26 protein-coding genes are annotated in these 26165 nt (G+C 64.0%); 15 read left to right on the top strand and 11 right to left on the bottom strand.

Annotated features, from left to right (window positions below):
* Positions 1 to 21 precede the first annotated feature (21 nt).
* Positions 22 to 1014 carry a porin gene (locus AC2FL1_RS02335; RefSeq protein ID WP_496826648.1) on the bottom strand — a complete coding sequence of 331 codons (993 nt, stop codon included), beginning with the start codon at positions 1012 to 1014 and terminating at the stop codon, positions 22 to 24.
* Positions 1015 to 1312: 298 nt separating this feature from the next.
* Between AC2FL1_RS02335 and AC2FL1_RS02330 the strand changes: the two genes are divergently transcribed.
* From AC2FL1_RS02330 to AC2FL1_RS02310, 5 genes are all read left to right on the top strand, one after another.
* Positions 1313 to 1819, top strand: a complete 507-nt coding sequence (locus AC2FL1_RS02330; protein WP_496802546.1) for a DUF3576 domain-containing protein — start codon at positions 1313 to 1315, stop codon at positions 1817 to 1819.
* 76 nt (positions 1820 to 1895) lie between these two features.
* Positions 1896 to 4454 (top strand): leucine--tRNA ligase, encoded by a 2559-nt coding sequence (gene leuS, locus AC2FL1_RS02325; protein WP_496875856.1) that lies wholly within the window; start codon positions 1896 to 1898, stop codon positions 4452 to 4454.
* Complete coding sequence (gene lptE, locus AC2FL1_RS02320; RefSeq protein ID WP_234138389.1) at positions 4441 to 4932, top strand: LPS assembly lipoprotein LptE; 492 nt, start codon at positions 4441 to 4443, stop codon at positions 4930 to 4932. Before leuS ends, lptE begins: the two co-directional genes overlap by 14 nt.
* Positions 4929 to 5957 (top strand): DNA polymerase III subunit delta, encoded by a 1029-nt coding sequence (holA, locus tag AC2FL1_RS02315; RefSeq protein ID WP_496875855.1) that lies wholly within the window; start codon positions 4929 to 4931, stop codon positions 5955 to 5957. The genes lptE and holA overlap by 4 nt, the downstream gene beginning before the upstream one ends.
* A gap of 81 nt (positions 5958 to 6038) precedes the next feature.
* The gene (locus tag AC2FL1_RS02310) at positions 6039 to 6632 is read left to right on the top strand and encodes a glutathione S-transferase family protein (RefSeq protein ID WP_496826654.1); all 594 of its coding nucleotides are present in this window, start codon (positions 6039 to 6041) and stop codon (positions 6630 to 6632) included.
* On the opposite strand, the gene AC2FL1_RS02305 is transcribed toward AC2FL1_RS02310, so the two are convergent.
* Together AC2FL1_RS02305 and AC2FL1_RS02300 are read right to left on the bottom strand one after the other, a co-directional pair.
* Positions 6602 to 7801 (bottom strand): TIGR03862 family flavoprotein, encoded by a 1200-nt coding sequence (locus AC2FL1_RS02305; protein WP_496875854.1) that lies wholly within the window; start codon positions 7799 to 7801, stop codon positions 6602 to 6604. The genes AC2FL1_RS02310 and AC2FL1_RS02305 overlap by 31 nt on opposite strands.
* Positions 7798 to 9132, bottom strand: a complete 1335-nt coding sequence (locus AC2FL1_RS02300) for a mechanosensitive ion channel family protein (RefSeq protein WP_496875853.1) — start codon at positions 9130 to 9132, stop codon at positions 7798 to 7800. The genes AC2FL1_RS02305 and AC2FL1_RS02300 overlap by 4 nt, the downstream gene beginning before the upstream one ends.
* Before the next feature lie 47 nt (positions 9133 to 9179).
* Between AC2FL1_RS02300 and AC2FL1_RS02295 the strand changes: the two genes are divergently transcribed.
* On the top strand, positions 9180 to 9506 hold the full coding sequence (locus AC2FL1_RS02295) for an HNH endonuclease (protein ID WP_234138379.1): 327 nt from the start codon (positions 9180 to 9182) through the stop codon (positions 9504 to 9506).
* A gap of 95 nt (positions 9507 to 9601) precedes the next feature.
* Here the strand turns inward: AC2FL1_RS02295 and AC2FL1_RS02290 are convergent, their stop codons facing one another.
* The gene (locus AC2FL1_RS02290) at positions 9602 to 10210 is read right to left on the bottom strand and encodes an enoyl-CoA hydratase/isomerase family protein (RefSeq protein WP_496826661.1); all 609 of its coding nucleotides are present in this window, start codon (positions 10208 to 10210) and stop codon (positions 9602 to 9604) included.
* On the bottom strand, positions 10207 to 10959 hold the full coding sequence (locus AC2FL1_RS02285) for an SDR family oxidoreductase (RefSeq protein WP_496875852.1): 753 nt from the start codon (positions 10957 to 10959) through the stop codon (positions 10207 to 10209). The genes AC2FL1_RS02290 and AC2FL1_RS02285 overlap by 4 nt, the downstream gene beginning before the upstream one ends.
* A 131-nt stretch (positions 10960 to 11090) precedes the next feature.
* On the opposite strand from AC2FL1_RS02285, the gene AC2FL1_RS02280 reads away from it, so the two are divergent.
* The 5 genes from AC2FL1_RS02280 to lpxK all read left to right on the top strand — a co-directional run bounded on the left by AC2FL1_RS02280 (position 11091) and on the right by lpxK (position 17266).
* Positions 11091 to 12617 (top strand): DUF2125 domain-containing protein, encoded by a 1527-nt coding sequence (locus AC2FL1_RS02280; protein ID WP_496875851.1) that lies wholly within the window; start codon positions 11091 to 11093, stop codon positions 12615 to 12617.
* A 129-nt stretch (positions 12618 to 12746) separates the two neighbouring features.
* Positions 12747 to 14093, top strand: a complete 1347-nt coding sequence (locus AC2FL1_RS02275; protein ID WP_496875850.1) for a TldD/PmbA family protein — start codon at positions 12747 to 12749, stop codon at positions 14091 to 14093.
* A complete protein-coding gene (locus tag AC2FL1_RS02270) occupies positions 14080 to 14883 on the top strand; it encodes an inositol monophosphatase family protein (RefSeq protein ID WP_496826669.1) in 804 nt (267 codons plus the stop codon). Before AC2FL1_RS02275 ends, AC2FL1_RS02270 begins: the two co-directional genes overlap by 14 nt.
* 237 nt (positions 14884 to 15120) lie before the next feature.
* A complete protein-coding gene (locus AC2FL1_RS02265) occupies positions 15121 to 16278 on the top strand; it encodes a 3-deoxy-D-manno-octulosonic acid transferase (protein ID WP_496875849.1) in 1158 nt (385 codons plus the stop codon).
* Positions 16265 to 17266, top strand: coding sequence for a tetraacyldisaccharide 4'-kinase (lpxK, locus tag AC2FL1_RS02260; protein ID WP_496875848.1), 1002 nt, complete (start codon positions 16265 to 16267; stop codon positions 17264 to 17266). The genes AC2FL1_RS02265 and lpxK overlap by 14 nt, the downstream gene beginning before the upstream one ends.
* Positions 17267 to 17268: 2 nt before the next feature.
* Here the strand turns inward: lpxK and AC2FL1_RS02255 are convergent, their stop codons facing one another.
* Both AC2FL1_RS02255 and AC2FL1_RS02250 read right to left on the bottom strand, forming a co-directional pair.
* Complete coding sequence (locus tag AC2FL1_RS02255) at positions 17269 to 17937, bottom strand: DsbA family protein (protein WP_496826675.1); 669 nt, start codon at positions 17935 to 17937, stop codon at positions 17269 to 17271.
* A gap of 14 nt (positions 17938 to 17951) precedes the next feature.
* The gene (locus AC2FL1_RS02250) at positions 17952 to 18458 is read right to left on the bottom strand and encodes a DUF721 domain-containing protein (RefSeq protein ID WP_496826677.1); all 507 of its coding nucleotides are present in this window, start codon (positions 18456 to 18458) and stop codon (positions 17952 to 17954) included.
* A gap of 81 nt (positions 18459 to 18539) precedes the next feature.
* Here AC2FL1_RS02250 and mutY point away from each other — a divergent pair, with 81 nt between their 5' ends.
* Positions 18540 to 19595, top strand: coding sequence for an A/G-specific adenine glycosylase (gene mutY / locus AC2FL1_RS02245; RefSeq protein WP_496875847.1), 1056 nt, complete (start codon positions 18540 to 18542; stop codon positions 19593 to 19595).
* A gap of 60 nt (positions 19596 to 19655) precedes the next feature.
* Positions 19656 to 20789 carry an alkane 1-monooxygenase gene (locus tag AC2FL1_RS02240; RefSeq protein ID WP_496875846.1) on the top strand — a complete coding sequence of 378 codons (1134 nt, stop codon included), beginning with the start codon at positions 19656 to 19658 and terminating at the stop codon, positions 20787 to 20789.
* 6 nt (positions 20790 to 20795) lie between these two features.
* Here the strand turns inward: AC2FL1_RS02240 and AC2FL1_RS02235 are convergent, their stop codons facing one another.
* The 4 genes from AC2FL1_RS02235 to AC2FL1_RS02220 all read right to left on the bottom strand — a co-directional run bounded on the left by AC2FL1_RS02235 (position 20796) and on the right by AC2FL1_RS02220 (position 24733).
* Complete coding sequence (locus tag AC2FL1_RS02235; protein ID WP_496826683.1) at positions 20796 to 22172, bottom strand: adenylate/guanylate cyclase domain-containing protein; 1377 nt, start codon at positions 22170 to 22172, stop codon at positions 20796 to 20798.
* 159 nt (positions 22173 to 22331) lie between these two features.
* Positions 22332 to 23435: a site-specific DNA-methyltransferase gene (locus AC2FL1_RS02230; protein WP_496826685.1), complete on the bottom strand. Its 1104-nt coding sequence runs from the start codon at positions 23433 to 23435 to the stop codon at positions 22332 to 22334.
* Positions 23436 to 23526: 91 nt separating this feature from the next.
* Positions 23527 to 24159: a ribonuclease HII gene (gene rnhB / locus AC2FL1_RS02225; protein ID WP_496875845.1), complete on the bottom strand. Its 633-nt coding sequence runs from the start codon at positions 24157 to 24159 to the stop codon at positions 23527 to 23529.
* A 97-nt stretch (positions 24160 to 24256) separates the two neighbouring features.
* Positions 24257 to 24733: a hypothetical protein gene (locus AC2FL1_RS02220; protein WP_496875844.1), complete on the bottom strand. Its 477-nt coding sequence runs from the start codon at positions 24731 to 24733 to the stop codon at positions 24257 to 24259.
* 179 nt (positions 24734 to 24912) lie between these two features.
* Here AC2FL1_RS02220 and AC2FL1_RS02215 point away from each other — a divergent pair, with 179 nt between their 5' ends.
* Positions 24913 to 25200 carry a hypothetical protein gene (locus AC2FL1_RS02215; protein ID WP_496875843.1) on the top strand — a complete coding sequence of 96 codons (288 nt, stop codon included), beginning with the start codon at positions 24913 to 24915 and terminating at the stop codon, positions 25198 to 25200.
* Entirely contained in the window at positions 25172 to 25873 is a 702-nt protein-coding gene (locus AC2FL1_RS02210) for a winged helix-turn-helix domain-containing protein (RefSeq protein ID WP_496875842.1), read from the top strand. The genes AC2FL1_RS02215 and AC2FL1_RS02210 overlap by 29 nt, the downstream gene beginning before the upstream one ends.
* Positions 25874 to 26165: the final 292 nt, after the last annotated feature.

Raw genomic sequence — 26165 nt, 5'->3', positions numbered from 1 at the left:
TACCGTCAAGCGGTGTACAGCTTAGAAGCTGAAGTACACACCGGCCTGGAAGGTGTCGTTGTCGTTCGACGCACGACGGTAGCCTGCTTCGAAGGAAGCGCCGCCGCCCAGGTCGTACGAGTAGTGGATACCATAGGAACCACCTTCGTTCTGGTTCGAACCGGCGATGTTGTCGCGGTTGTCGCCACGACCGGCCAGAACGTCAGCTGCGCTGACTGCGTCTTCGTCGGTGTAGAAGACCAGCAGGTTCGAAGCCGAGCCGATGTCCATGTTGCCATAGATGCCGAACTTCGAGATGCCGTCGTTGTCAGCATATGCGACGCGTGCGCCGAACTGGCCACCGTCCCATGCGACCGACACCAGGGTCTTGTCTTCCCACATGGCGTCCGACGACTGGTGCGCAGCTGCGACAGTCCAGTCACCGAAGTTGTAGGCCAGCATCACGCCGATACGGTCCGAAGCAACGGCGCCGTTACGGGTCGAGTACGACAGGTGGCCGGTGAAGCCGCCGGTCGAGTACAGAGCTTCGATGCCGTTCACACCGGTACCTGCCGACGAGTATGCATCCCAGTTGAAGAACTCGTTGTTCACGTTACCAACGTGCGAGTAGAAGCTGGCGCCGTCGATACCGATACCTGCGGTACGGGTCTCGAGGTAGGTGCCGGGCATGTTTTCAATCGCGCCGATGATGTTGCCGACGTTCACGCGGAAGCCCTGGTACGACACACCAAAGCGAGCGCCGTTGAACATTGCACCGCCGGGGGTGTTGTCACGGCTTTCGGCCTGTGCACGGAAGCGAGCGTCGAACGCAACACCGGCGTCGGTTTCTGCCGACATGTCGAACTGCAGACGCAGACGGCTGGTGATGGTGGTCTTCGAGACACCGTTCACGGCGCGGTCGTTGGCGTCGTTGTAGTCCAGACCGAAGCGGCCGTAACCGCTGAGACGAACGTCTGCTGCTGCGACGCTTGCGGTAGCGATCAGCGCAGTCGTTGCGAAGAGAACTTTTTTCATCGTGTTTCCCTCGGTTTTCATTCATACGCCCAAACCAGTGAATCCGGCGTGGGTATGGACAGGGGTTTCGCTCTTTCGCCCCCCTGTTTGCAAGTCTTGGCGGCAAGCCCGGCGCAAAGTCGTCACGGATGGTGCAGCTTTGCCACAGTCCGGTGACCCGGCAGCGGATTTTCCCCCTCACGGCCCATCAGAAAGCGGACAAATCCGCCTCGTACGCGCGCGTTCCCCCTATAGAGGCTTGCCCCCCTTACGCGGCTTGGGTAGGACATTTCCCAACAGAAAGCAGTGGGACCGTCCAATGACCTTGCAGAACGCGTTCAAAACCACCCTCGTGCTTGCCTTGGGCCTGGGCCTGGCCGCTTGCGGCAACCGTGGTGGTGGCGTGCGGATCGCCGACGCGCCTCCAGCGGACGATTCCTATATCACCAACAACCGCGAAAGCGCGCCTACCAACTACGAGAAATCCTCGATCTGGGACGTTTTCGGCCCGTCCAAGGCTGAACAGACTGTCCAGGTGAACCGCTATCTCTGGGCGGCATCGCTGGATGTGCTCAGCTTTCTGCCGATTCAGTCAGTCGATCCGTTCACCGGCGTGATCGTCACCGGCTATGGCACGCCGCCGGGCGGCGGACGCTCTTATAGGGCCACCGTGCACATCAAGGATCCGGCGCTTGAAGCCCGCGCGCTGAAAGTGTCGCTGCAAACCAGTGGCGGTGCTCCGGTCAATGCTGCGACCGCCCGCGCGGTCGAGGACGCGATTCTATCGCGCGCGCGTCAGCTGCGCATCGGCGACGACAAACTCTAGAACCTCGCGCCAATTCGCTTTATCACCACGCCGGGTTCACGCCCGGCGTTTGCATTCATCAAGGACCAGAACCGCCATGTCGCGCTATTCCGCCACCGAAATCGAAGCCAAATGGCAAGAGGCCTGGGACAAGGCCGGTATCTTCAAGGCCGTGCGCACCGCGGACAAGCCGAAATACTACGTGCTTGAGATGTTTCCCTATCCGTCGGGGCGCATCCATATCGGCCATGTGCGCAACTACACGATGGGTGACGTGATCGCGCGTTACAAACTGTCGAACGGGTTCAATGTGCTGCACCCGATGGGGTTCGACGCCTTTGGCATGCCGGCCGAAAACGCGGCCATGGCCAGCGGCGGCCATCCCAAGGACTGGACCTACACCAACATCGACACGATGGTCGCGCAGATGAAGCCACTGGGCTTTGGCCTCGATTGGTCGCGGATGTTCGCCACCTGTGACCCGGAATATTACGGTCAGCAACAGGCGCTGTTCCTCGATTTCCTCGAAAAGGGATTGGTTTATCGCAAGAACGCGGTGGTGAACTGGGATCCGGTCGACATGACCGTTCTGGCCAATGAACAGGTCGAGGACGGGCGCGGCTGGCGCTCGGGCGCGCTGGTGGAACGGCGCGAACTGACGCAATGGTTCTTCAAGATCTCGGATATGTCGGGCGAGTTGTTGGACGCGCTCGACACGCTGGATGACTGGCCCGCCAAGGTGAAGCTGATGCAGGCCAACTGGATCGGTAAATCGCGCGGGCTGCAATTCTCGTGGGCGCTGACCGAATCCACTCATGGCATTGACACGCTCGACGTCTATACCACTCGTCCCGATACGCTGATGGGGGCCTCGTTCCTCGGCATCTCGCCCGACCACCCACTGACCAAGGCGCTGGAGGCCGAGAACCCTGACCTCGCCGCCAAGGTAGCCGAGATGCGCAAGGGCGGCACCACCGAGGAAGCCATTGAAAAGGCCGAGAAGCTGGGGGCCGATACCGGGTTGCGCGTGCGCCATCCGCTGAACCCCGACTGGGAGCTGCCGGTCTGGGTCGCAAACTTCATCCTGATGGATTACGGCACCGGCGCCATCTTTGCCTGCCCGGCACATGACCAGCGCGACCTCGATTTCTGCCGCAAATATGACCTGCCAGTGATCGACACCTTTGTGGCGCTTGATGATCCAAGGCCGGTCGAGACCGAGGCCTTTGTGCCCCTGAAGACCGAAAAGGTGAAATGGATCGACCATTTCGCCGGGCTGGATGTGGCCACGGGACAAGAGGCCATCGACGCCACCATCGACTGGATGGAGGCCAAGGGGCTGGGCACTGGCGTGACCAAGTTCCGCCTGCGTGACTGGGGCCTGTCGCGCCAGCGCTATTGGGGCTGCCCGATTCCCGTTGTGCATTGCGATGCCTGCGGCGTGGTGCCCGAGAAAAAGGAAAACCTCCCCGTTCGGCTGCCCGACGATGTCACCTTTGACGTGCCCGGCAACCCGCTGGACCGGCACCCGACCTGGCGCGACTGCGCCTGCCCGTCCTGCGGTCAGCCCGCCCGGCGCGAAACCGACACGATGGACACGTTTGTTGACAGCTCGTGGTATTTCGCGCGTTTCACCGCGCCGCGCGCCGAAACGCCCACCGATATGGCCGAGGCCGAGTACTGGATGAATGTCGACCAGTATATTGGCGGCATCGAACACGCGATCCTGCACCTGCTCTATTCGCGTTTCTTCGCCCGCGCGATGCATATCTGCGGCCATCTGCCCGAGAAATCGAAAGAACCGTTCAACGCGCTCTTTACCCAAGGCATGGTGACTCACGCGATTTTCAAGACCACCGGCGCCGATGGCCGCCCGGTCTATCACTACCCCGAGGCTGTGCGTCTCGAAGGTGGCAAGGGCTATCTGGAAGATGGTACCGAGGTCGAGATCATCCCCTCGGCCAAGATGTCGAAATCCAAGAACAACGTGGTCGACCCGGTGGCCATCATCGACCGCTTCGGCGCCGACACCGCGCGCTGGTTCGTTCTGTCCGACAGCCCGCCGGAACGCGACGTTGAATGGACCGATGCCGGTGCCGAGGCCGCGCACAAGCACCTGAACCGGGTCTGGAACCTGTGCGACAGGATCGCCGCGATGGACACCACCGCGCCCGGTGAAGGTGACGACGACCTGTTGCGCGAAATGCACAAATGCATCCGCGACGTGACCAACGGGATCGAAAGCTTTGGCTTCAACGCCTCGATTGCCAAGCTCTATGCCTTCACTAACACCCTGGCGAAATCCAAGGCCGGTGCAACAGCGCAGAGGCAGGCAATCATGACGCTGGCGCAACTGATGTCGCCGATGACCCCGCACCTGGCCGAGGACATCTGGGCTCATCAGGGCGGCGAGGGTCTGATCGCGGCGGCGCCCTGGCCGGTCGCGGACGAGGCGATGCTGGTCGATGCGCTGGTTACCCTGCCGGTGCAGATCAACGGCAAGCGCCGCGCGGAAATCAGCGTGCCCGCCGATATGGACAAGACGCAGGTTGAAAAACTGGCGCTCTCCACCGATGCTGTGCAAAAGGCGCTGAATGGCGCCGCACCGAAAAAGGTGATCGTCGTGCCGGGCCGGATCGTCAATGTGGTCGTTTAATCGCAGAACCCTGCTGATGCTGCCGCTTGCGCTGGCCGCCTGCGGCTTTCAGCCGGTCTATGGCCCTGGCGGCGCGGGCGATGCGCTGCGCGGCCGAGTCGAGGTTTCGGCCCCCGATGATGTCGAAAGCTATTGGCTGGTGCAGAATCTGGAACAGAGCCTGGGCCGGACCGCTGCCGCCGGCACCGACTATCTGCTGGACGTCAAGGTGCGCACCGCCTCGCAGGGGCAGGCAATCACCGCCTCGAACGACACAACCCGCTATTCCATCGTCGGCACCGCCGCCTATACCTTGACCGACAAGGAAAGCGGCGCGGTGATGGCCTCGGGCGAGGTCCGCAATTTCACCGGCTATTCCGCCACCGGCTCGACCGTCGACACGCTGGCAGGGGAACGGGACGCGCGCCAGCGTCTGATGGTGATTCTCTCGGATCAACTGGTCACCCAGCTTTACGCAACGCTGGATCAGCCGGCATGAAGCTGTCCCCGCGCGAGGCGGATGGCTATTTCGCCCGCCCCGACGCGGGAAAGACCGGTATCCTGATCCACGGGGCCGATGCTATGCGCATCGCCCTGAAACGCCAGCAGATCATCGCGGCTCTCCTCGGCCCAAATGGCGAGGAAGAGATGCGCCTGACCCGGATGCCCGGGGCCGAGTTGCGCAAGGACGCGGCACAACTCTTGGACGCGGTCAAAGCGGCCGGTTTCTTTCCCGGCCCGCGCGTTGTCTTTGTCGAGGATTGCCCCGAAACCTCGGCCCCCGCAGTTCTGGCGGCGCTTGAGGACTGGCAGCCGGGCGATGCGCAGATCGTGGTGACCGCCGGTCAGTTGAAGCCCAGTTCCAAGATCCGCAAGGCCTTCGAAACCCATCCCAACGCCTATGCCGCCGGCATCTATGACGACCCGCCCTCGCGGGCCGAGATCGAACGGATGCTGACCGCCGCCGGCATCCGCGACGTCCCGCCCGAGCCGATGACAGTCCTGTCCGATCTGGCGCGCGATCTGGGGCCCGGCGATTTCGCGCAGACGATGGAAAAGCTTGCGCTTTACAAGCTGGGGGACGAGGCACCTTTGGGGCTCGAGGACATCGCGGCCTGTGCCCCCCGCTCGACCGAGGCGGCGCTGGATGACGTTCTGAACGTGGTAGCCGAGGGCAAGGAGGGTGAGATAGGACCATTGATCCGTCGTCTACAGGCCCAGGGCACGACGCCGGTCAGCCTGTGTATCGGGGCAACCCGACATTTCCGCACGCTCTATGCCTGTGCGTCGGCGCCCGGTGGCCCGGCGCAGGGCATCGGTACATTGCGACCGCCGGTCTTTGGTCCGCGCCGTGACCGCATTCTGAACCAGGCGCAGCGATGGGGCGCAAGGCGGCTGGAGGCCGCTTTGACGGTGCTGACCGATACCGACCTCGCCCTGCGCTCGGCCGGGCAATCGGCGCCCCAGATGGCGCTGGTCGAGCGGGCGATGATCCGGTTGGCGTGGCTGTCCCGGTCACGGTGACGTTACGGCCTCGCACGCAGGGCTTGACCCCGCGCCCGCCGGCCCCATCCTGCATCGGGATCACCAGAATGGGAGACGATCATGTACAAGGTCTATGGGCGGGTCAAAAGCCGTGCTTCGCGTGTGTTGTGGCTGCTCGAAGAGTTGGGGCAACCCTACGAATTCGTCGATGTCGGCCCGCATGACCCGCAGGTCGCGGCCCTGAACGGCAGCGGCAAGATCCCGGTGCTGGTCGATGGAGAGCACGTGATCACCGACAGCTCTGCCATCATGACCTATCTTACCGACAAGCATGGCGATCTGACCTATCCCGCCGGAACGCCCGAGCGCGCCAAGCAGGACGCGCTGTTCCACACGATCCTTGACGAGATCGACGGGGTGCTATGGGTCGCCGCCCGCCACGGGTTCATCCTGCCCGAGGACAAGCGCGTGCCCGCCGTCATCGACTGTGCCAAATGGGAGTTCGAGCGCAATCTGGCGCGTCTGGAATCCCGTCTGGGCGACCCGTTCGCAATGGGAGACAAGATGACGATCGTCGACATCCTGTTGGTGCATTGCCTCAACTGGGCCTTTGGTGCCGGTTTCCCGATCACCTCGGACCGGATCAAGGCCTATGGCAAGAAGGTACGCGCGCGCCCCGCGTTTCAGCGCATGGGTGCATTGACCCCTGCCTGAGCCCAGGCCACCGCCCTGCGACCGGCCCAGCGGCCGGTCGCCAGGCAACCGGTCAGGAGGTAGCCGCCGGTCGGCGCCTCCCAATCCAGCATCTCGCCCGCACAGAATGTGCCGGGAATCTCATTGAGCATCAGCCCGTCGTTCAGTGCCGCGCGCGCCACTCCGCCCGCCGTAGAAATCGCCTCGTCCATCGGGCGCAGGCCCGCATGCTGGACGGGCAGTTGCTTGAGTAGCGCCGCCAATCCCTCTGGCACCTGCGGCAACGGGCGGCCGAACTCCATCAACAGTGAGCGGCTTTCAGGGTTCAATTTCAAAATCTTGCGCAGATGCGACGACAGGCTGGCCTTACCCCGCGGACGCGCCAATCGAGCGGCCACCTCTTCCAGCGGCAGGTCGGGCAACAGATCGAGAAAGAGGGGAGCGCCCTGCCGGACCGCCGCCGAAACCGCATAAATGCCGCCGCCCTCAAGCCCCCGTGTCGAAATCACCGCCTCGCCCCGGCTGTTGAGCGCGCCTGCCTGCCAGGCCACACCCTTGACCGGGTGTCCGGCCAGCGGCGCCATATGTGCGGACCAGTCGACCAGCAGCCCGGCATTGGCAGGCGCAAAGGGTGTCAGCTCGACCCCGCGCGCCTTGAGCAACCCAGCCCACGCCCCGTCCGAGCCGAGCCGGGCCCAGCTGGCCCCGCCCAGCGCAAGCACGGTGACCAAAGGTTCGATCCGTTGCGCCCCCTCGGGCGTGTCGAAGCGGAGCGCACCACCCTGCCAACCGGTCCAGCGCCAGCGGGTACGAATCTCGACCCCGTGTCCCGCCAGTTCCGCCAACCAGGCCCGCAACAGCGGAGAGGCCTTCATCGCGGTCGGAAACACCCGCCCCGTCGAACCGGTAAACAGGTCCTGCCCCAGGTCGCGCGCCCAATCCTGAACCGCATGGGCATCAAAGGCCGCCAGCATCGGGCGCAGCCAGTCGGCCGCATCGCCATAGGCGGCAAGCAGCCGCTCAAGAGGTTCGTCCTTGGTCAGGTTCAGACCCGACTTGCCCGCCATCAGGAACTTGCGCGCAACCGAGGGCTTGGCCTCGGCCACCAGCACCGGCAGGCCGGCGCGGGCCAACTCGCCCGCGGCCATCAGACCCGCCGGTCCTGCCCCTATCACGACCGCCGGTTTCATGCCTGCCGCGTCTCGATACTGCCGGAAAGTTCCACCACCCGATGCGGATAGGGGATTTCGATGCCGTTCTCCTTGAGTGCGTTCCAGATCAGGAAAAGCACATCTGACATGAACTTGTTCTTGCCGTCATCGATCCCTTCGACCCAGAATTCGACCGCGAAATCGACCCCGCTATCGCCGAAACCGCGCAGCTCGCAGTCGGGTGGAAAGGGGTTTGTCAGCACGCCGGGATGTGCCGCCACCGCCGCCTCGATGATCGCGGGCACCCGGTTGATATCGGTGTCATAGCTCACCGAAAACGGCGCCTCGTACCGGTTGGCGCTTCCCTGATCCGAGAAGTTGACCACCCGCGTGGTGATGAAATCCTCGTTCGGGACCACGATCCAGCGCCCGTCGAATGTCTCGAGGATGGTGGCGCGCGCGGTCATCTTGACGATGGTCCCCGCCTCTCCCCCGTCGAGTTCAACGTAATCGCCGACGGTTGCCTGCCCTTCGAGCAGCAGGATGACGCCCGAGATGAAATTCGACGCGATCTTTTGCAGGCCGAAGCCGAGACCGACGCCGATGACCCCGCCCAGAACCGCCAGCGAGGTCAGGCTGATCCCCATGATGTTCATCACCAGCAGGAAGGCGATGCCGAAGATACCGATCTCGACCGCCTTGACGGTCAGTTCGCGCATCGCCGGGCGCATTTCACGCTGTTGCTTGATGAATTGCGCCGATTGGTCGTTGGACCAGCGCCCGAGCCAGAAAATGGCGCCGCCCACGACAAGGAAACGCAACGCGAAGAGCAGCGAAAAGGACAGGTTGCCCAGCGGCACCACGGTCTGGTCCAGCCTGGCCATGGCCGGTTCCAGAAGGCCCAGTGCATAGAGCGCCGCCACCGGGATCAACACGTAACGGCCCAGCAGCTTCATCAGCGGATCGTCGAGGATTTCGCGCACCAGAATGCGGGCGGCCAGGAACAGGAACACCCGCTTGCCAAAGGCAATCACCGCGCCCGAGCCGAACAGCGAGCGGGTGACACTCTCGCCGATGCCGGTAAAGACATAGGCCAGGAGCGGCAGCAGCAGCGGCACGAAGATCAACACGAAACGGCGGGTCCGCGACAGCGGATCCATCTGTCCCGAGGGTGGGGTCAGCAGGCGCGACAGTGGCTCACGCAACCGGCGCGCGGCATAGAGCGCCACCAGATAGGCCACCATCAACAGGGCGAATTGCGACCAGGCGGCCGGGCTCGACAGCCAGCCCAGCGCAATTGTCCAGAGACGCTCGCCCTGTTCGATCAGGCTGTTCAGCAGCTCGGTCTGGGCCTGTGTTCCGAATTCCATGGGTCTCTCCACTTGCGCCGTTTGCACGGTGGTGCATCCTCTTGCCCATGACAGACAAGGAAAACAAGTGCCCGGATCTCCCCCCACCCGAAGGGGTCTGCCCGTTATGCGAACGGCCGATACCCGAAGGCGACGGCAGCCAGCACCACCTGATCCCCCGGCTGAAGGGTGGCAAGGGAGGACCGACGGTCCTGTTGCATGTCATCTGCCACAAGGAGATCCATGCCACCCTGACCGAGGCGGAACTGGCGCGCAGCTTTCACACGGTAGAGGCTCTGCGCGCCCATCCCCGGTTGGCGAAGTTCCTCGCCTGGGTGCGCAAACGACCCCCCGGGTTTCGCTCGAAAGTGCCGGGCGGGCGGCGCAAACGCTAGCGATTCACAGCCTTGACGCGCGACGGCGACCGGAAACCTGCAAGGTTTCCGGCCCGGTTTCGTTGCACGAAACCGGCGCTCTCCTGAAGGGCTGGTCAGGAACAGAGCCGGGAAATGCCTGCCGCAACCGCCGGATCGGCGGCCAGGGAATCGGCCACCAGCGCGCGGGCGGTCTCCATCAACTGTTCGGCGGGTACGATCCGGTCGATCAGGCCGAAGTCATAGGCCTCCTGCGCGGTGATCTTTTGGCCCGCCATCAGGATCAGCCGGGTCCGCGCCGGGCCGATCAGCGCCGCCATGCGGGCCGGATCGGAAGGTTGCGGCAGAAAGCCAAGCTTCATCACCGGGTAGAAGACCTTGGCCTCGGGCACCGCGAGGCGCAGGTCGCAGGCCAGCGCCATGCCGTTGGCGCCCCCCGCCAATGTGCCGTTCAGGGCCGCGACCGTCAGGCAAGGCAGCGCCGCGATCGCGCCCGACAGCCGCTCCCACAGGTCCGAGGTCGCGAGCCCCGCCCGTGCGGCCTCAAGATCAGCGCCTGCGCTGAACACCCTACCGCGCCCGGTCAGGATCAGCGCCCGTGCCTCGCCCGCCGCCTCGGCGATCTCGACCAGCCGTTCCAGCATGGCCACGGTCAGCGAATTGGCCTTGTCGGGGCGGTTCAGGGTGACGGTCCACAAACCGCCCTCCTTTTCCAGCTCGATCATGCCAGTCCCACCCGCTTGCGGATATCCTCGTCCCTGAGCGAGATTTCGGTTCCCAGAAACGGGTCCGCCTCGGGCCCGCACATCCACAAGAGCGCCCGCGCCGGCCAGTCGGCCGGGATATGCGCCGACCAATCGAGCTGGCTGACCGGGTTGATGCCCGACCCCTTGATCTCGCGCTGCATCTGGGTGGCGACGGTTCCAGGCGACAGGCCCATGGCGCGAATGCCGTGATGGCCCTCTTCCAGATGCAGGCAGGCAGTCAGCATCGCTGCCCCCGCCTTGGAGGCGCAATAGTGGCTCCAGGCCTCGACCGGGTTATGGGCGGCGCCCGAACTGACGGTCAGAATGGTGCCGCCGCCCCCCTTGCGCATCACCGGCAATGCCGCGCGCATGCCGTAATAGACGCCCTTGAGGTTGATATCGATGGCATGCCCCCATCCTGCCGGGTCCGAGTTGGCCAAATGCGAGATCGGCTCGATCACACCTGCGTTATTGATCAGCACGTCGAGCCCGCCGAACCGCGACACCGCCGCGTTCACCGCACCCGCCACCTGCGCCGCGTCGGCCACGTCGCAAGCCAGTGCCAGTGCGGTCTCGCCGATTTCGGATGCCTGCTCGGCGAGCGTCTCGGCGCTGCGTGCCAACAAGACGACATTGGCCCCGGCTGCGGCAAAGACGCGCCCGGCCTCGGCCCCGATCCCACGGCTTGCGCCCGTGATCAGAACGGTTTTTCCTTGCATTCCGGTCATCCACCTTCCTCCCGTGTCTGCTCTGCCAAGTCCTACGCCGTGACGCGGGAAGGGTCCAGTACCAGCCCCCTTGACGCCCGTTGCCCACCGAAACACGATAGGGACGAAATTGATCCAGAGAGGTTCTTGTGATGCCCGTTTTCCTCCGCCGCACGTCCGGCGCCATACTCGCCTATGCCATTGCAACCCAGGGCGCCTGGGCCGATCTGACCGCCGAACAGGTCTGGGCCGACTGGAGCGCCTATCTGGGCGGCATGGGCTATGAGGTCGCAGGCACGGAAAGCCGATCGGGCGACACGCTGACGATCACCGATTTCAGCATGTCCATGGGCATTCCCGAGCAGGACAGCGCGATGTCTTTCTCGATGCCACAGATCACCATGACCGATCAGGGCGACGGATCGGTGCGGATCGGCCTGCCCGAAGAGTTCCCGCTGACCTTCGTTTTCTCTGTCGAGGACGAGGCACCGGTAACGGGCACGCTCACATATGCCAACCGCAACATGTCCATGGTCGCGACCGGCGACCCGGATGACATGACCTATGATTATAGCGCCGATCAGGTCAGCCTGCGGCTTGCCTCGCTGGAGGCCGATGGCGAGACGATGCCCGCCGATGCGCTGAGTTTCCTGTTGGAGATGACCGCCGTCACCGGCACCTCGCAAATGATTCTGGGCGAGATGCGCAATCTGGTGCAAAGCTTCACCGCCTCCGGCCTGACATATGCGCTGTCTTTCGACGATCCCGACTCGGACGATGCGGGGAACTTCTCGGGCACGCTTTCGGATGTACGCTATTCCGGCACCGGCAGCCTGCCGAGCAGTTTTGACGCGACCAACTTCTCGGACATGCTGAAATCGGGTTTCGCCTTTGACGCACTGATGAGCTATGGCGCTGGCAGCGGCAATATGGCGGCCAAGGGTGATGGCGACGATTTTGCCATGACATCCTCATCGCAGGGCGGTGATTTCCGGATCGCCATGGATGCCAGCCACGTGGTCTACGATCTCAAGGGCCGCCAGTCGCAGATTTCCATGACGACACAGAACCTGCCCTTTCCGATCGATCTGGCCATGGCGGAATCGGGGTTCAAGCTGGATATCCCCACCCAGGCGGGCGACGATCCGCAACCTTTTGGCTTTGGCATGAACCTGACCGGTTTCACCATGTCGGACATGATCTGGGGCATGTTCGACCCCGCCGGTGCACTGCCGCGCGATCCGGCAACCGTCGCACTTGATCTGTCGGGCATGGTGACAGTCCTGGTCGATTTTCTCGACCCGACCGTGGCCGAAACGCTCGAAGCGACCGGCGGTGCGCCGGGCGAGTTGAACGAGTTGACCATCAACCAGCTGCTGGTCTCGCTGGTGGGGGCCAAGCTGACCGGTACTGGCGCTTTCACGTTTGACAATTCCGACTACGAAACCTTTGACGGCATCCCGGCGCCTGCCGGTGTGGCGAACCTGACCCTGACCGGGGCAAATGCGCTGCTCGACAAGCTGATCGCCATGGGTTTCGTGTCCGAGGATGACGCCATGGGCGCGCGGATGATGATGGGCATGCTGGCAGTACCCGGCGATGCGCCCGATACGCTGAACTCGAAGATCGAGATCAACGAACAGGGCCATATCCTCGCAAACGGTCAGCGTATCAAATAACGGCTCCAGCGGGGTGCGCGCATCGGCTGCGCGCCCTGCTGACACCTTGGTCACCCGCATCGCGCGCCGTAGGTCTTGCAGCGGGCGGCGGCGGGGGCTACCTCCCTGACAACAGCCAAAGGACAGCCCATGCCGCACAAGGCCGAAGACCTCAGCCACGCCCTCTTGCACGCCGCCCGCCAGGCTGGCGCCGAAGCCGCCGATGCGTTGGTGGTCGAGGGTACTTCGGTCTCGGTCGAGGTGCGCGGCGGCGCACTGGAACATGCCGAGCGTTCCGAAGGGACCGATCTGGGCCTGCGGGTGTTTGTCGGCAAACGGCAGGCGATCGTGTCCAGTTCGGACAGCCGCCCCGAGGCGATGGCCGCGATGGCCGAACGCGCGGTGGCGATGGCGCGCGAAGCGCCCGAGGACCCCTTTGCCGGGCTGGCCGATCCCGATCAGCTGGCCCGCGACTGGGATCTTGCCGCGCTCGATCTACGCGACCCCGCCGCCGAACCGGGGCCCGAAGCGCTGATGCAGGACGCGCTGGCCGCCGAGGCCGCCGCAGCAGCGGTAGTTGGCGTGTCTCAGGTGTCGGATGCCGCTGCCGCCTATGGTCAGCACCATGTGCATCTGGCCGCCACCAACGGGTTTTCCGGCGGCTACGGGCGCAGTGTGCGCTCGCTTTCCTGCGTGGCAATTTCGGGCAGCGGAACGGGGATGGAGCGGGACGCCGATGGCGACAGCCGCACCTATCAGTCCGACCTGCGCAGCCCCGAAGACATCGGCCGCAGCGCCGGCGAACGGGCGGTTGCCCTGCAAGGGGCGCGCAAACCGGCGACCGGCAGCTATCCGGTGCTGTTTGACGAACGTATTTCAGCCTCGCTGATCGGGCACCTGCTGGCAGCGGCAAATGGCGCTTCCGTCGCGCGGGGGTCGTCATGGCTCAAGGACAATCTGGGCGAGCAGGTGCTGCCCGCCGCCCTGTCGTTGGTCGAGGATCCGCATCGCCCACGCGTTTCAGGGTCGCGCCCCTTCGATGCCGAGGGCCTGCCAACGCAGGCCCGCGCAATCGTCAAAGACGGGGTGCTGACCGGGTGGACGCTCGACCTGGCCAGCGCGCGCAAACTGGGGTTGGCCTCGACCGGCAATGCCACGCGCGGCGTGTCGGGTCCTCCCTCGCCCAGCAACTGGAACCTGACGCTGACGCCCGGCACGGCCAGCCGTGATGATCTGATCCGTGACATGGGAACCGGGCTGCTGGTGACCTCGCTGATCGGGTCGACGATCAACCCCAACACGGGCGACTATTCGCGGGGGGCCTCGGGGTTCTGGGTCGAGAATGGCCAGATCGCCTATCCGGTCAACGAATGCACCATCGCGGGCAATCTGCGCGACATGCTGCTGCGGATGGTCCCGGCGAACGATGCCCGACCCTGGCTTTCGCGGGTGGTGCCGTCGATCCTGATCGAGGGGATGACGCTTGCCGGAAACTGACCTCGACCTGTTGATCCGCGCTGCACGTGAGGCCGGGCGCATCGCCACCCGCTACTCAGGCCGCGATGCCCAGCGCTGGGACAAGCCCGATGGCGCGGGCCCGGTGACCGAGGCCGATCTGGCGGTGAATGCGATGCTGGCGCAAATGCTGCCCGCTGCCCGCCCCGGCTATGGCTGGCTCAGCGAAGAGACCGAGGATACCGCCGCGCGGCTGGATCACGACCGTGTTTTCATAATCGACCCGATCGATGGCACCCGCAGCTTTGCCGAAGGGTCGCGCACCTGGGCGCATGCGCTGGCGGTCGCGGACCGGGGCGTGGTTACCGCCGCCGCCGTTTATCTGCCCCAGCGCGACCTGCTGTTCACCGCCGCAGCGGGCGGTGGTGCCTTTCTGAACGGCCAACCGATCCGGGTCTCGGCGCCCACCCACCTGGCCCAGGCGCATATTCTGGCCGCGCGACCAAATCTGCGCCCCGAACACTGGACCGGCGGTCAGGCACCCGCCTTCCATCGCGACTATCGCCCCTCGCTGGCCTATCGCCTTGCACTGGTGGCGCAGGGCCGGTTCGACGGGATGCTGACCCTGCGACCCAGCTGGGAATGGGATATCGCCGCTGGCGATCTGATCCTGCGCGAAGCGGGCGGGCGCTGTACCGACCGGACCGGCGCAGCGCTGAAGTTCAACAATCCCAGACCCCGGCTGGATGGGGTCATCGCAGGCGGCGACACCGTGCATCGCGGCCTGTTTGGTGCCCTTGATCCGGCAAGCGCGGGTATTCCGGCCCATTGACGAATGCGGGCCTCGCCCCCCGATGCCTTGACCCGGCCTGCCAAACCCTTAGGGTGCCGCCGATTTCAACCCCTCCGTCAGGAGTGCCGCATGGCAGCCACCGTCCCCATAGACCGGCGAACCGGCGCCTCTGTTGGCATTGCGCTATCTGGGCTGGATTGAGCCATGGTGCGGTCGCTCAGCCTTGCCGCGTACCGGGTCCTGAACTGGCGGGGGGTGAACCCGCCAGGCCGGGACATGCCGGACCGTCCAAAGGGAGAGCTGATCTGGATACATGTCACCGATCGCAGCCGGTTTCCCGCGCTTTGCGATCTGTCACAGCGACTGATCTCGCTTCGCCCAGATCTGAGCCTTCTGTTCACCATCCCGGCGGAGACACGTATCGATGACTGGATCGCGCCCTGTGGCCTGATTTCGGTGCTGCCCGACGATCATCCCGCCCCTGCGCGGCGTTTCCTGGATCACTGGCGACCCGACCTGTGCCTTTGGTCTGGCGGTGCCCTGAAACCCAACCTGATTGACGAAACCGCTGGCAGCGGCATACCGATGCTGCTGATCGACATCACCGAACGCGAGTTGCAGGCCCGGCGCCACCGCTGGTTACCCGATCTTACCCGTACCATGCTGGATTGTTTTGACATGATCCTGACCGACGGCGAAGCGACCGCGCGCTATGTGCGCAGGACCGGTGTCGCGCCAACCAAGGTCCGCGCATCGAACCCGCTTCAGGTCAGTGCCAATCCCGCCCCCTGGTCCGAAGAGGAACTGGTCGAAACCAACACCACCTTGGGCGGCAGGCCGGTCTGGTTGTCGGCCTGGACCCAGCCCAAGGAGTTCATCTCGGTACTGACCGCGCATCGCCATGCGCTGCGGCTGTTGCACAGGCTGTTGCTGATTGTGCATGTGGCCGATCCTGATGAGGCCGGTCCGTTGCAGACCCGGCTCGAGGCGATGGATCTGCGTTGTGCCGATTGGGATGCCGGTGACCGGATCGAGGATTCGACCCAGGTCGTGATCAGCGCCCATGCCGAGGATCTGGGTCTGTGGTACCGGATCTCCCCGCTGACCTTCATGGGCAGCTCGCTGGAGTTCGGCACCGGCGGGCGCGACCCGCTGACAGCGGTGGCACTGGGCTCGGCGCTGCTCTACGGTCCCAATGTGCGCAGTTTCATGGATACATATGTGCGGTTGGCCTCTGCCGGCGCGGCGCGCTCGGTGCGCGATGCCGAGGCACTGGGGCGCGAGGTCGTCGACCTGCTGGCCCCGGACGCCGCGGCCCGCATGGCCCTGGCCGGCTGGCAGGTGGCCACCGAGACCGCGCATCTGACCGATGAATTGATCGAAATGGTGCTGGACCGGCTGGACCGGCGAAAGGCAATTCATGCGAGCACCTGAGTTCTGGCAGAACGACCCCGCACATCCGGGCTGGCAGTCGCGGCTGCTGGCGCCGTTGGGCGCAGTCTATGCCCGGGCGACCGCACGGCGGCTGGCGGGCGGTGATCCGGTTAAGGTGCCTGTACCGGTGATCTGCATCGGCAACCTGAACGCGGGCGGCACCGGCAAGACCCCCAGCGCGATCTGGGTGGCCGAGCGGCTGCGTGATGCCGGGCACGAACCGCATGTGGTCACCCGTGGCTATGGCGGCACGCTCGAAGGTCCGGTGCAGGTCGATCCGCGCCGCCACCGCGCCGAGGAGGTGGGCGACGAGCCATTGCTGCTGGCTGCCTTTGCCGAGGTCTGGGTGGCCAAGGATCGTGCCGCCGGCGCCCGCGCGGCGGCAGCGGCGGGGGCCACCGCAATCATCCTTGATGACGGGTTCCAGAACCCGAGCGTCGCCAAGGATCTCTCGATTATCGTGGTCGATGCGGCGCAGGGCTTTGGCAACGGTCACTGTATTCCCGCCGGCCCCTTGCGGGAACCGGTGGCAACAGGTCTTGCCCGTGCCGACCTGGTTCTGGCCCTGGGAGATGCGCAGGCACAGGACCGGTTCCGCGCAACCTGGGGTCCGGACGTGACCGTGCCGCTGGTCACCGCTGAGCTGAAACCGCTGCGCACCGGGATGGACTGGACCGCGACGCCGGTGCTGGCCTTTGCCGGGATCGGCAACCCGGCCAAGTTCTTTCGCACGCTTCGGGCCGAGGGCGCCGATCTGCGCCGGGCCGAAGCGCTGGACGATCACCAGCCGCTGACTCCAGCGCTGATGACCCGGCTGGAGAACGAAGCGCGGCTTTTGGGCGCCCAGATGGTGACGACGGAGAAGGATGCCGTGCGGCTGCCCCCAGCATTCCGCGCCAAGGTAATCACCCTGCCCGTCCGGCTGGAGGTAGGGGACGAGGACAGGTTGCGCGGCATCCTGCTGGCCGCCGCGCCGCCGCCGCCCTGAGGTCAGCTGCCCAGTTCGGCCTCGATCAGGGCCTTGAACCCTTCATAAGCCTGGTTCTCGACCTTCTTGCCATTGATGATGAAGCTGGGGGTCGAGTTGATCTCGTCCCGGGTCGCGTGTTCCTGATACCAGGCGACCAACGTCTGTGCCATGGTGGCATCGCCCAGACACGCCTCCAACTTATCATTCTCGATCCCCGCCAGCCGACCGATCTTGCGCAGTTCCTCGGCGATCTCGGCCGGACCACCGGCGCGCGACCATTCAGCCTGCCCTTTGTAGATCAGGTCGGAAATGCCAAAGAATTTCTCGGGACCCGAGCAGCGCGCCACCATCGAGGCCCAGAGACCGTAGCGGTCGAAATACACCTCGCGATAGACAAAGCGCACCTTGCCTGTGTCGATGAAATCGGCCTTGAGCTGCTTGTAGGGGCCTTGGTGAAAGGCCGCGCAATGCGGGCAGGTATATGAGGCATATTCGATGATTTCGACCGGCGCGTCCTCGGCCCCTTGCACCATTTCGACAATGGTCGAAGTATCGATTTCGGCCTGCTGCGCCTCGGCGCTGCCAATCAGCGGGTTGGCGGGCAGGTTGCCCTGTGAGGGCAGGGTCAGCCAATAGGCCCCCGCCACGACGGCCACACCGGCAAACACCAAAGTTCCCAAACGGTTCATCTTTCTGCCCTTCTTCAAGATTTCTGTCTCGATAAAACGTTCTGCGCCAATCTTTCAAGCGCCGCGCGCAAATCTTCATCTTTGGCGCCGTCGGCCACCTGCGCCGCTTCGGCCACGATCTCGGGGCGCGGGGCGCTGGCTGCAGCCTTTGGGCGATGCTCGAATGTGGCCTGACCTTCGGCAAAGCCGACGGGCGCGGTCTGGGTGATGCGGACCCGGCTGATGGCGTTATAGCCATAGGCGGCGTTCACCCGTTCGCGCAGCTGCTCCTTCTGCATTTCCAGCATCGGCGCCTGGGCCCCGGTGGTCAGCACGGTCAGCGTCGCGCCAAAGCCACCCTTGCCATAGCCGATATTGACCGGTCGGGCGATGGCGGCCAGATCCTGTCCGACGATCTCGGCCCAGTGGGTCAGCACCCGGCCCACGGCAAAGCCGCGTGTTTCGCCAGCCCGGCGAATCTGATCACCCAGCACGCTGGCGGTGCGCTTGAAGCCACGGGTCGAGGAACGTCTGCTTGCCATCTGGAATCCGACTCTGTTGCCGCTATTCTAAAGCCCACGCACTGCGGCACCAGTGAAACCGATAGAAGCGAGGGAATTTTCGTGCGCGACCTCCAACACTTTGACGTGAGCGGCACGCTGCTCGACTGGTATGACCGTCACGCGCGCGAAATGCCATGGCGGGTGGGGCCAGCGGCGCGCGCGGCAGGCACGCGCCCCGATCCCTATCGCGTATGGCTGTCCGAAGTGATGCTGCAACAGACCACCGTGGCGGCAGTGCGCGACTATTTCCACCGCTTCACCACCCGCTGGCCAACGGTTGCGGCGCTGGCTGCCGCCCCGGACGAGGCGGTGATGGGCGAATGGGCGGGCCTTGGCTATTACGCCCGCGCCCGCAACCTGCTGAAATGTGCGCGCGCGGTGACCGAGGAGCACGGCGGCCAGTTTCCCGACAGCTACGAAGGTTTGATCGCCCTGCCCGGTATCGGCCCCTATACCGCCGCTGCCATCGCCGCCATCGCCTTTGACAGGGCCGAGACCGTGCTGGACGGCAATGTGGAACGGGTGATGGCGCGGCTACACGACGTGCAAGAACCGCTGCCGGGAGTGAAGCCGGTGCTGAAGGAGCACGCCGCCGCGATAACCCCGGCCAAGCGGCCCGGCGATCACGCCCAGGCGGTGATGGATCTGGGCGCGACGATCTGCACCCCGCGCGCACCTGCCTGCGGGATCTGTCCTCTGCGCCCCCCCTGCCTGGCACGCCAGCGCGGCACCGCGTCCGACCTGCCCCGCAAGAGCCCCAAGAAGCCCAAGCCGATCCGCCATGGGCATGTCTATCTGGCGCAGCATTCTGACGGTGGCTGGCTGATGGAGCGGCGCCCGGACAAGGGCCTGCTGGGGGGCATGCTGGGTTGGCCCGGCTCGGACTGGTCCGAGGCGCCCCAACCTTCACCGCCATTCGAGGCCGACTGGCGCGAACTGCCCGCAGAGGTGCGCCACACCTTTACCCATTTCCACCTGATCCTGCGCATTCATACGGCGCCGCTGGAGGTCGACACCGCGCCCGAGGGACTGGTCATCATCGACAAACACGCCTTTCGCCCATCGGATCTGCCGACAGTAATGCGCAAGGCCTTCGACCTCTGGCGCGGCCAATAGCATCATGGGCATACCCCGAAAAAACGATTATGTTTCAGGCACTCGGATGTGGAGCCCGCGATGATCCCCACGGAAACCCTGGCCCGTTGGCAAAGCGCCTTGCCGTTCTGGCTGTCCTTCCTTCTGATCCCGATGGTCTGGATCGTGGCCAGCCAGGGCGGATGGTGGCTGTTGGTGGTGCCGCTGTCGACCTGGTGGGCGTTTGCGATTTATGATCAGGTAACGGGCCTCAACGAGGAAAACGCCGATCCCCAGACCGGTGACGAGGAGTTGGGCTGGTACATCCTGCTGCCCAAGCTTTGGGTGCCGCTGCAATTCGTCACGCTCTACGGGCTGATCTGGTACGCCACGCGCGCCGAACACCTGTCGACCCTTGAAAAGATCGCGCTTTTCTTTGGGGTCGGGGTGATTACCGGGACCATCGGCATCAACTATTCCCACGAGCTGATGCATCAGAAGAACCGGTTCGAACGCTGGCTGGGCGATATCCTGCTGGCCATGGTGCTTTACTCGCATTTCCGGTCCGAGCACCTTCTGGTGCATCACCGTCATGTGGGCACACCGCGCGACCCTGTCACCGCGCGTTACAACGAAGGGTTCCACCGCTTCTATCCGCGCGTCCTGGTGCAATGCCTACGCTCGGCTTTTCGCGCAGAACGCGAGATGCTGGCCCGCAAGGACCGGCGCTGGACCGATCCGGCCAATCCGTTCTGGCGCTATTGGGCTTTGCAGGGGCTGATGCTGGCGCTGGCCGGGCTGCTGGGGGGCTGGGCCGGGATCGGCCTGTTCCTGGTGCAGGCGGGCATTGCGATCTGGCAGTTGGAACTGGTGAACTATGTCGAGCATTACGGCCTGACCCGCAAATACCTGGGCGACGGCAAATACGAACATGTAATGCCGCGCCATTCCTGGAACGCGGCGCAAAAGGCCTCGAACTGGCTGCTGATCAACCTGCAACGCCACTCGGACCATCACTACAAGCCCGACCGGCGGTTTCCCCTGTTGCAAAACCATACCGAGGCGGACGCGCCGCAGCTGCCCTATGGATATCCGGTGATGACGGTGGCCGCGATGATCCCGCCGCTTTGGCGCCGGGTGATGAACCCGCGTGTACGGGCTTGGCGGCACCGGTATTACCCCGAGATCACCGACTGGAAGCCCTATAACAAGGCGCTGAACCCGACCCCGCGCTGAGTTCTGTCAGAGAACCCAGACCACCATTGGATCGGTCATACCCGGGATCATCTCGTCCCGGCGTTCGTCGAACCCGTCCATCAGGATCGCCCCGCCCTCGGCCTCAACCTGGCGGCGCAGATCGTCGCTGATCACAATGCCGGCGTCATAGACCCGCGACTGGGCTTCCAGCTTGGCAGCAACATTCACCGTATTGCCGATCACGGCGAATTCCAGCCGATTGGCACCGATATCACCCAGAACCGCAGGGCCGTAATGCACACCGATCCCGGCCCGGATCTCGGGCTCGCCCTGGCGGCGGCGTTCGCGGTTCCAATCGCCGATCACCTTGGCCATGGCGCGGGCGCAGGCCAGCGCGTTGCTGCCATCGGTCTCGCCGCCCACAGGGGTGCCGAATGTCGCCATCAGCCCGTCCCCCAGATACTTGTCGAGCGTGCCGTTATGGCGGAACACTTCACCCTCCATCCGGGCGTGAAAACCGCGCAGCACCTCGATCACCTCATAGGGGTCTCGCCCTGCGGCAAAACGGGTAAAGCCGATGATGTCGATGAACAGAACGGCGATATCCTGTTGCCGCACCTGTTTCAGCGGCTCGTCATTCTGGCTGAGCGCATCGACCACATTGGGCGAGAAATAGCGCGACAGGTTGGCGCGTTCGCGTTCAAGCCCGGCATTGGTGGTCAAAAGCCGGTTGAACCGCCGCACGGTCACCCCCAGCGTGACCGCAACGATCAGGAACACCACCACCTCTTGCACGCGGAGTTGAACCATGAAGCTGTTGGGCTCCATCAGCTCGGCCACGTCGGGGAAACCTGCGAATGCTGCCCGCGCGCGGTCGGACAATTCGGCAATCGGCTCGGACTGCCATCGGGCGACAACCCAGCCAAGCGTCCACAGGATCGCGGTCCAGGTGCCGATTGTAATCACCGTACGCCAGGAATACGCCAGCGTTCCTGCCGCCAGGATGACAAAGAAGTACTGGAAATTGTCGAACCGGTACTGCATCGCCAGCGGTCTCACATCATCGGATAGCGGATTGGGTATCACCATGCCCAACGTCATGATCAGCAGATCGACCAGAATCAGCAGGAGTTCCAGCCGCGATTGCCCTACACGACCCGCCCGTCGGATGAACCAGCCATTGACGGCAAGCAGCGCCAGTATGCCGTGGTAGTAGATCACGTCCCAATGCGGGTTCACAAAGATCAGCAGCACCGAGATCACTGCCATCGCGACCCAGCGCGCGCGCACCGCCAGTTCCAGCCCTTCGCGCTTGTGCTTGCTCAGCGCCGCCTGGGTAAATCGGTTGTCGAAATCGAACTCGTCGGGCTGGGTAAAAAAGAACCGCTCACGGCGCGGGGGCGCGGCTGTGCTGTCGGTCATGAGTGCTTTCCTTCGTTCCTGCCCTTACAGATAGGCATAATAGGCCGGGGCGGGTACCGGGTGCGACAAAGAAAAAACCCCGCCGACATGCGGCGGGGCAAGGTGTAGTGCCATGTGTCAGGCCACAGGCACCGGCGGTATTCCTGGGATTTTACGAGGTCAGTTTTCCAGTTCTGCCCGGATTTGCTGGCGCAGAACATCAATCGGCACCGTCTTGCCGTCACGCTTGAAACACCAATACGTCCAGCCATTGCACGACGGCGCATTTTCCAGATGCGCGCCCACCTGGTGGATGGAACCCTTGATGTTCTGGCCGACCAGCGTGCCATCGGCGCGCACCTTGGCCTTGTGCCGCTGGTTCATGCTATACAGCTCTTCGCCCGGACGCAGCATACCGCGCTCGACCAACTGGCCAAAGGGAATGCGGGGCTCGGCCCGCTTACTGGCGCTGACTTCCAGCGCCTCGCGGTCGAACTTGCGCACCTTGGCAATACGTTTTTCGGCGACCTTGCGATAGGCCTCCTCACGCTCGATGCCGATGAACTCGCGGCCCAGCATCTTGGCGACCGCACCGGTGGTGCCGGTGCCAAAGAACGGGTCGAGCACCACATCACCCGGATTGGTCGAGCTGACCAGAACCCGGTGCAGCAGCGCCTCGGGCTTTTGGGTCGGGTGCGCCTTGTCGCCGTTTTCATCCTTGAGCCGCTCATGCCCGGTGCAGATCGGCATGACCCAATCGCTGCGCATCTGCACGCCTTCGTTCAGCGCCTTTAGCGCCTCATAGTTGAAAGTGTACTTGGCGCCTTCGGCCTTGGACGCCCAGATCATCGTCTCATGGGCATTGGTGAACCGCTTGCCACGGAAATTCGGCATCGGGTTCGATTTGCGCCAGACCACGTCGTTGAGGATCCAGTACCCCGCATCCTGCAACGCCGAACCGACCCGGAAGATGTTGTGATAGGACCCGATCACCCAGATCGCGCCATTGGGTTTCAACAGTCGCCGGGCGGCTTTCAGCCAGTCGCGCGTGAACTGGTCATAGGCAGCAAAGCTGGAAAACTGGTCCCAGTGGTCATCGACCGCGTCCACCTGGCTGTTGTCGGGGCGATGCAACTGGCCCTTGAGTTGCAGGTTATATGGCGGATCGGCAAAGATCAGATCCACCGACGCCTCTGGCATCGCGTTCATCACGTCGATGCAGTCGCCGGCTATAATCGTGTTTAAAGGGAGCGCTGTTGCGCCCTTTGTCTTGGTCGTCGTCATAGTCTGCCTCAAGTTCCACGGCGCTTTTTGCGCTCATTTGGTTGATGACAGGATGAGTCAAACCGGATTCGCGGTCAATTTCTTTTTTGAATCAGCGAGTTACGATTTGCTCTTGATACAATATCTTGTGCGCCGTCTTGAAAGAACGCCTATGGTGTGGGGTTGCACCAAGATCTTGCAAAGCGGCACGATGCTCTTTTGTCGGGTATCCGGCGTTGCGCTCCCAACCATAGCCGGGATGCTGTTGCGCCAAATCCACCATCAGCCGATCGCGCCATGTTTTTGCCACAATCGAGGCCGCCGCAATCGACACCGACCGCCCGTCGCCCTTGATCACCGCCTGCGACGGGATGCTGAGCCCGGCGGGAATCAGGTTTCCGTCGATCAGCAGGAAATCGGGTGCGGGGTTCAGCGCGGCGACCGCGCGTTCCATCGCCAGATGCGAGGCGCGCAGGATGTTGAGGGCGTCGATCTCCTCGACGCTGGCTTCGGCGATGCTCACCTGGGCGGTGGCATGCAGAATATCGTACAACCGCTCGCGCCGGGCGGCCGTCAGTTTCTTGGAATCGTTTAGCCCCGCGGGAATGGCCTGCGGGTCCAGCACCACCGCCGCCGCGACCACCGGCCCCGCCAGCGGGCCGCGCCCGACCTCGTCAACGCCGGCAATGCGGATATGGCCCTGCGCTGCCAGGGCCGCCTCTAGTTGGTAATCGGGCTGTGTCATGCCCCTTGATTGATCGCAATTCACGCCCCGGGACAAGCAAAAAGGCAGGGAGCCATGCCCCCTGCCCCACAGCCCTTTACGGGCCTCCTGCTCGACTTCAGTTGGAATAGGCGACGCGATAGCCAAACTGGCGTAGGCAGTTGGGCTCAAACGCGTTGCGGGTCCGCTCGCCATTCCAATAGGACACCTTGCATTGCTGCGGCAGGCTGTTGGCATGGCCGTAATGGCGCGACAGGCAACGCGCACCCAGCACTGGACCATGACCGCGATATCCGTCGGCCTCGCGCAGGCAGCGCGACGGGAGGTTATACCGTGCCACATCCGTCGGCAGCGGCTTGGCGCGGCGATGCGGATCATGTGTCGGATACGGGTTGTGCTGGTTGCGGGTGGCATGCTGCTGCTGGCGGCGGCGATCCTTCTTCTTGTCATAGTGATGAACGGCGGCACCCAGGATGGCGATGGCCGCCAGACCACCCAGAATGTCATGCGCATCGGCAGCACGAGCCTGGCTGACAGAGACACCGGTGACGGCAATGGCGGTGGACAGGACAAGAGCGATGAACTTGCGGTGCATGAGAGGGATCCTTTCGGTTGTCTGTTCTCTGGCCCGCATCGTCACGGGCGGTTGTGATGCGCCAAACCTGCGCCCGCCCCGTCCGGACAAGCAATATCGCCTCGCTGTTATCCGATATCAGCCCTGCTATCGCCCTGCGGTTATTGAATATCCTCGCCTCAGGGCGCAGGATAATGGCCATGAAACAGTTCTCCCAAATCCTGGCCGTTCTGGCCCTGATCGCGGCCCCCGCCAGCGCCGGTGCCGCCGAATGCTATGCCGATTACAAGGCCAAGCAGGAACAGCCGTTGCGGCTGCATTACGGTGTCATGCAGGTCTCCGGCTGCGCGGCGGGACAGGCCACACCCGAGGTCGCCGCCCGCCTGCAAGCCGCCGGCTGGACCCTGCTCAACGTGCTTTCGGTCTTTGGACCCGAGGGACTGGACCAGAGGAAGGCCGATGCCGGACACTATTTTCTCCGTTTCTGAGGCGCGCCGGTCGGGCACGCGGCTGATCGGGTTCGGCATTGGCGCCATCGTCGTCATCCTGGCGACTGCGGCCACCTTTCTGCTGCTGACCCTGCCCGACGCCAACGCGTTCAACGCACGGGTCGAGCGGGTTTTCATCGAAAACGATCTGACCACCCAGGCCGAGATCCGGTTGCTGGAAATCCTGGCCCAATCCGGCACCGCCTTTGCCGACACCCTGTCGAGCTATCGCATGGTAATTTTCGTGCTGCTGGTCTTTGCCAGCGCCATGATGATCGCGGCACTGGCCTTTCTGGCGATGCTGGTGCTGCTCAACCGCCGCATGGCCCAGATCGAACGCACCGGCATTCAGGTGACCTCGCTGCTGATCAGCCGCGAGGAGAACACCGTTTACCTCAACAACATGGAGTTCCAGCTGACCCCCGCCGCCATCGAGACCCTCGCCGTGCTGGCCGAGGCGCGGATGGATGACGAGGTGCTATCGGGGTCGCAGATCGAATCCGTTATCTCGGGCCGGGCTGCCGCCGATTGTGACGAGGCCGCTGGGGCCACCCGGATCAAGCGGCTGCGCGACACACTGGGCAACCAGATGATCAGCGCGCTACTGGTCAAGAACATCGCCAAGCGCGGTTATATGCTGGCGATCGAGAAAAGCGTGATCCAGATGGTCTGACGCATCAGTGATTGGGCGACTCGCGTCCCGGCGCCGGGCGTTGGCGCGATTGCGCGGGCGGCCAGGCCGGGCAGGCGCAGTTGGCGCGATTGTCGAGGATCAACTCATCACGGATATGTGGGCAGGTAGGCGGCGGCCCCGAAACCCAGGCCGGACGGTTCGTCGCCTGGCAGACCGCGATACAGATACATTGATCCCGCGTCGGCTGGGGCATCCGGCTGTGTTGCGCCTCTAGCGGTGCAATTGGCGCAATGACAAGAGCTGTCATCAGAAGAAATCGCATCAGCTGCCT

The sequence above is a fragment of the Ruegeria sp. YKSF070 genome, assembly GCF_059612725.1.
This window is presented reverse-complemented; position numbering and strand designations above follow the sequence as displayed.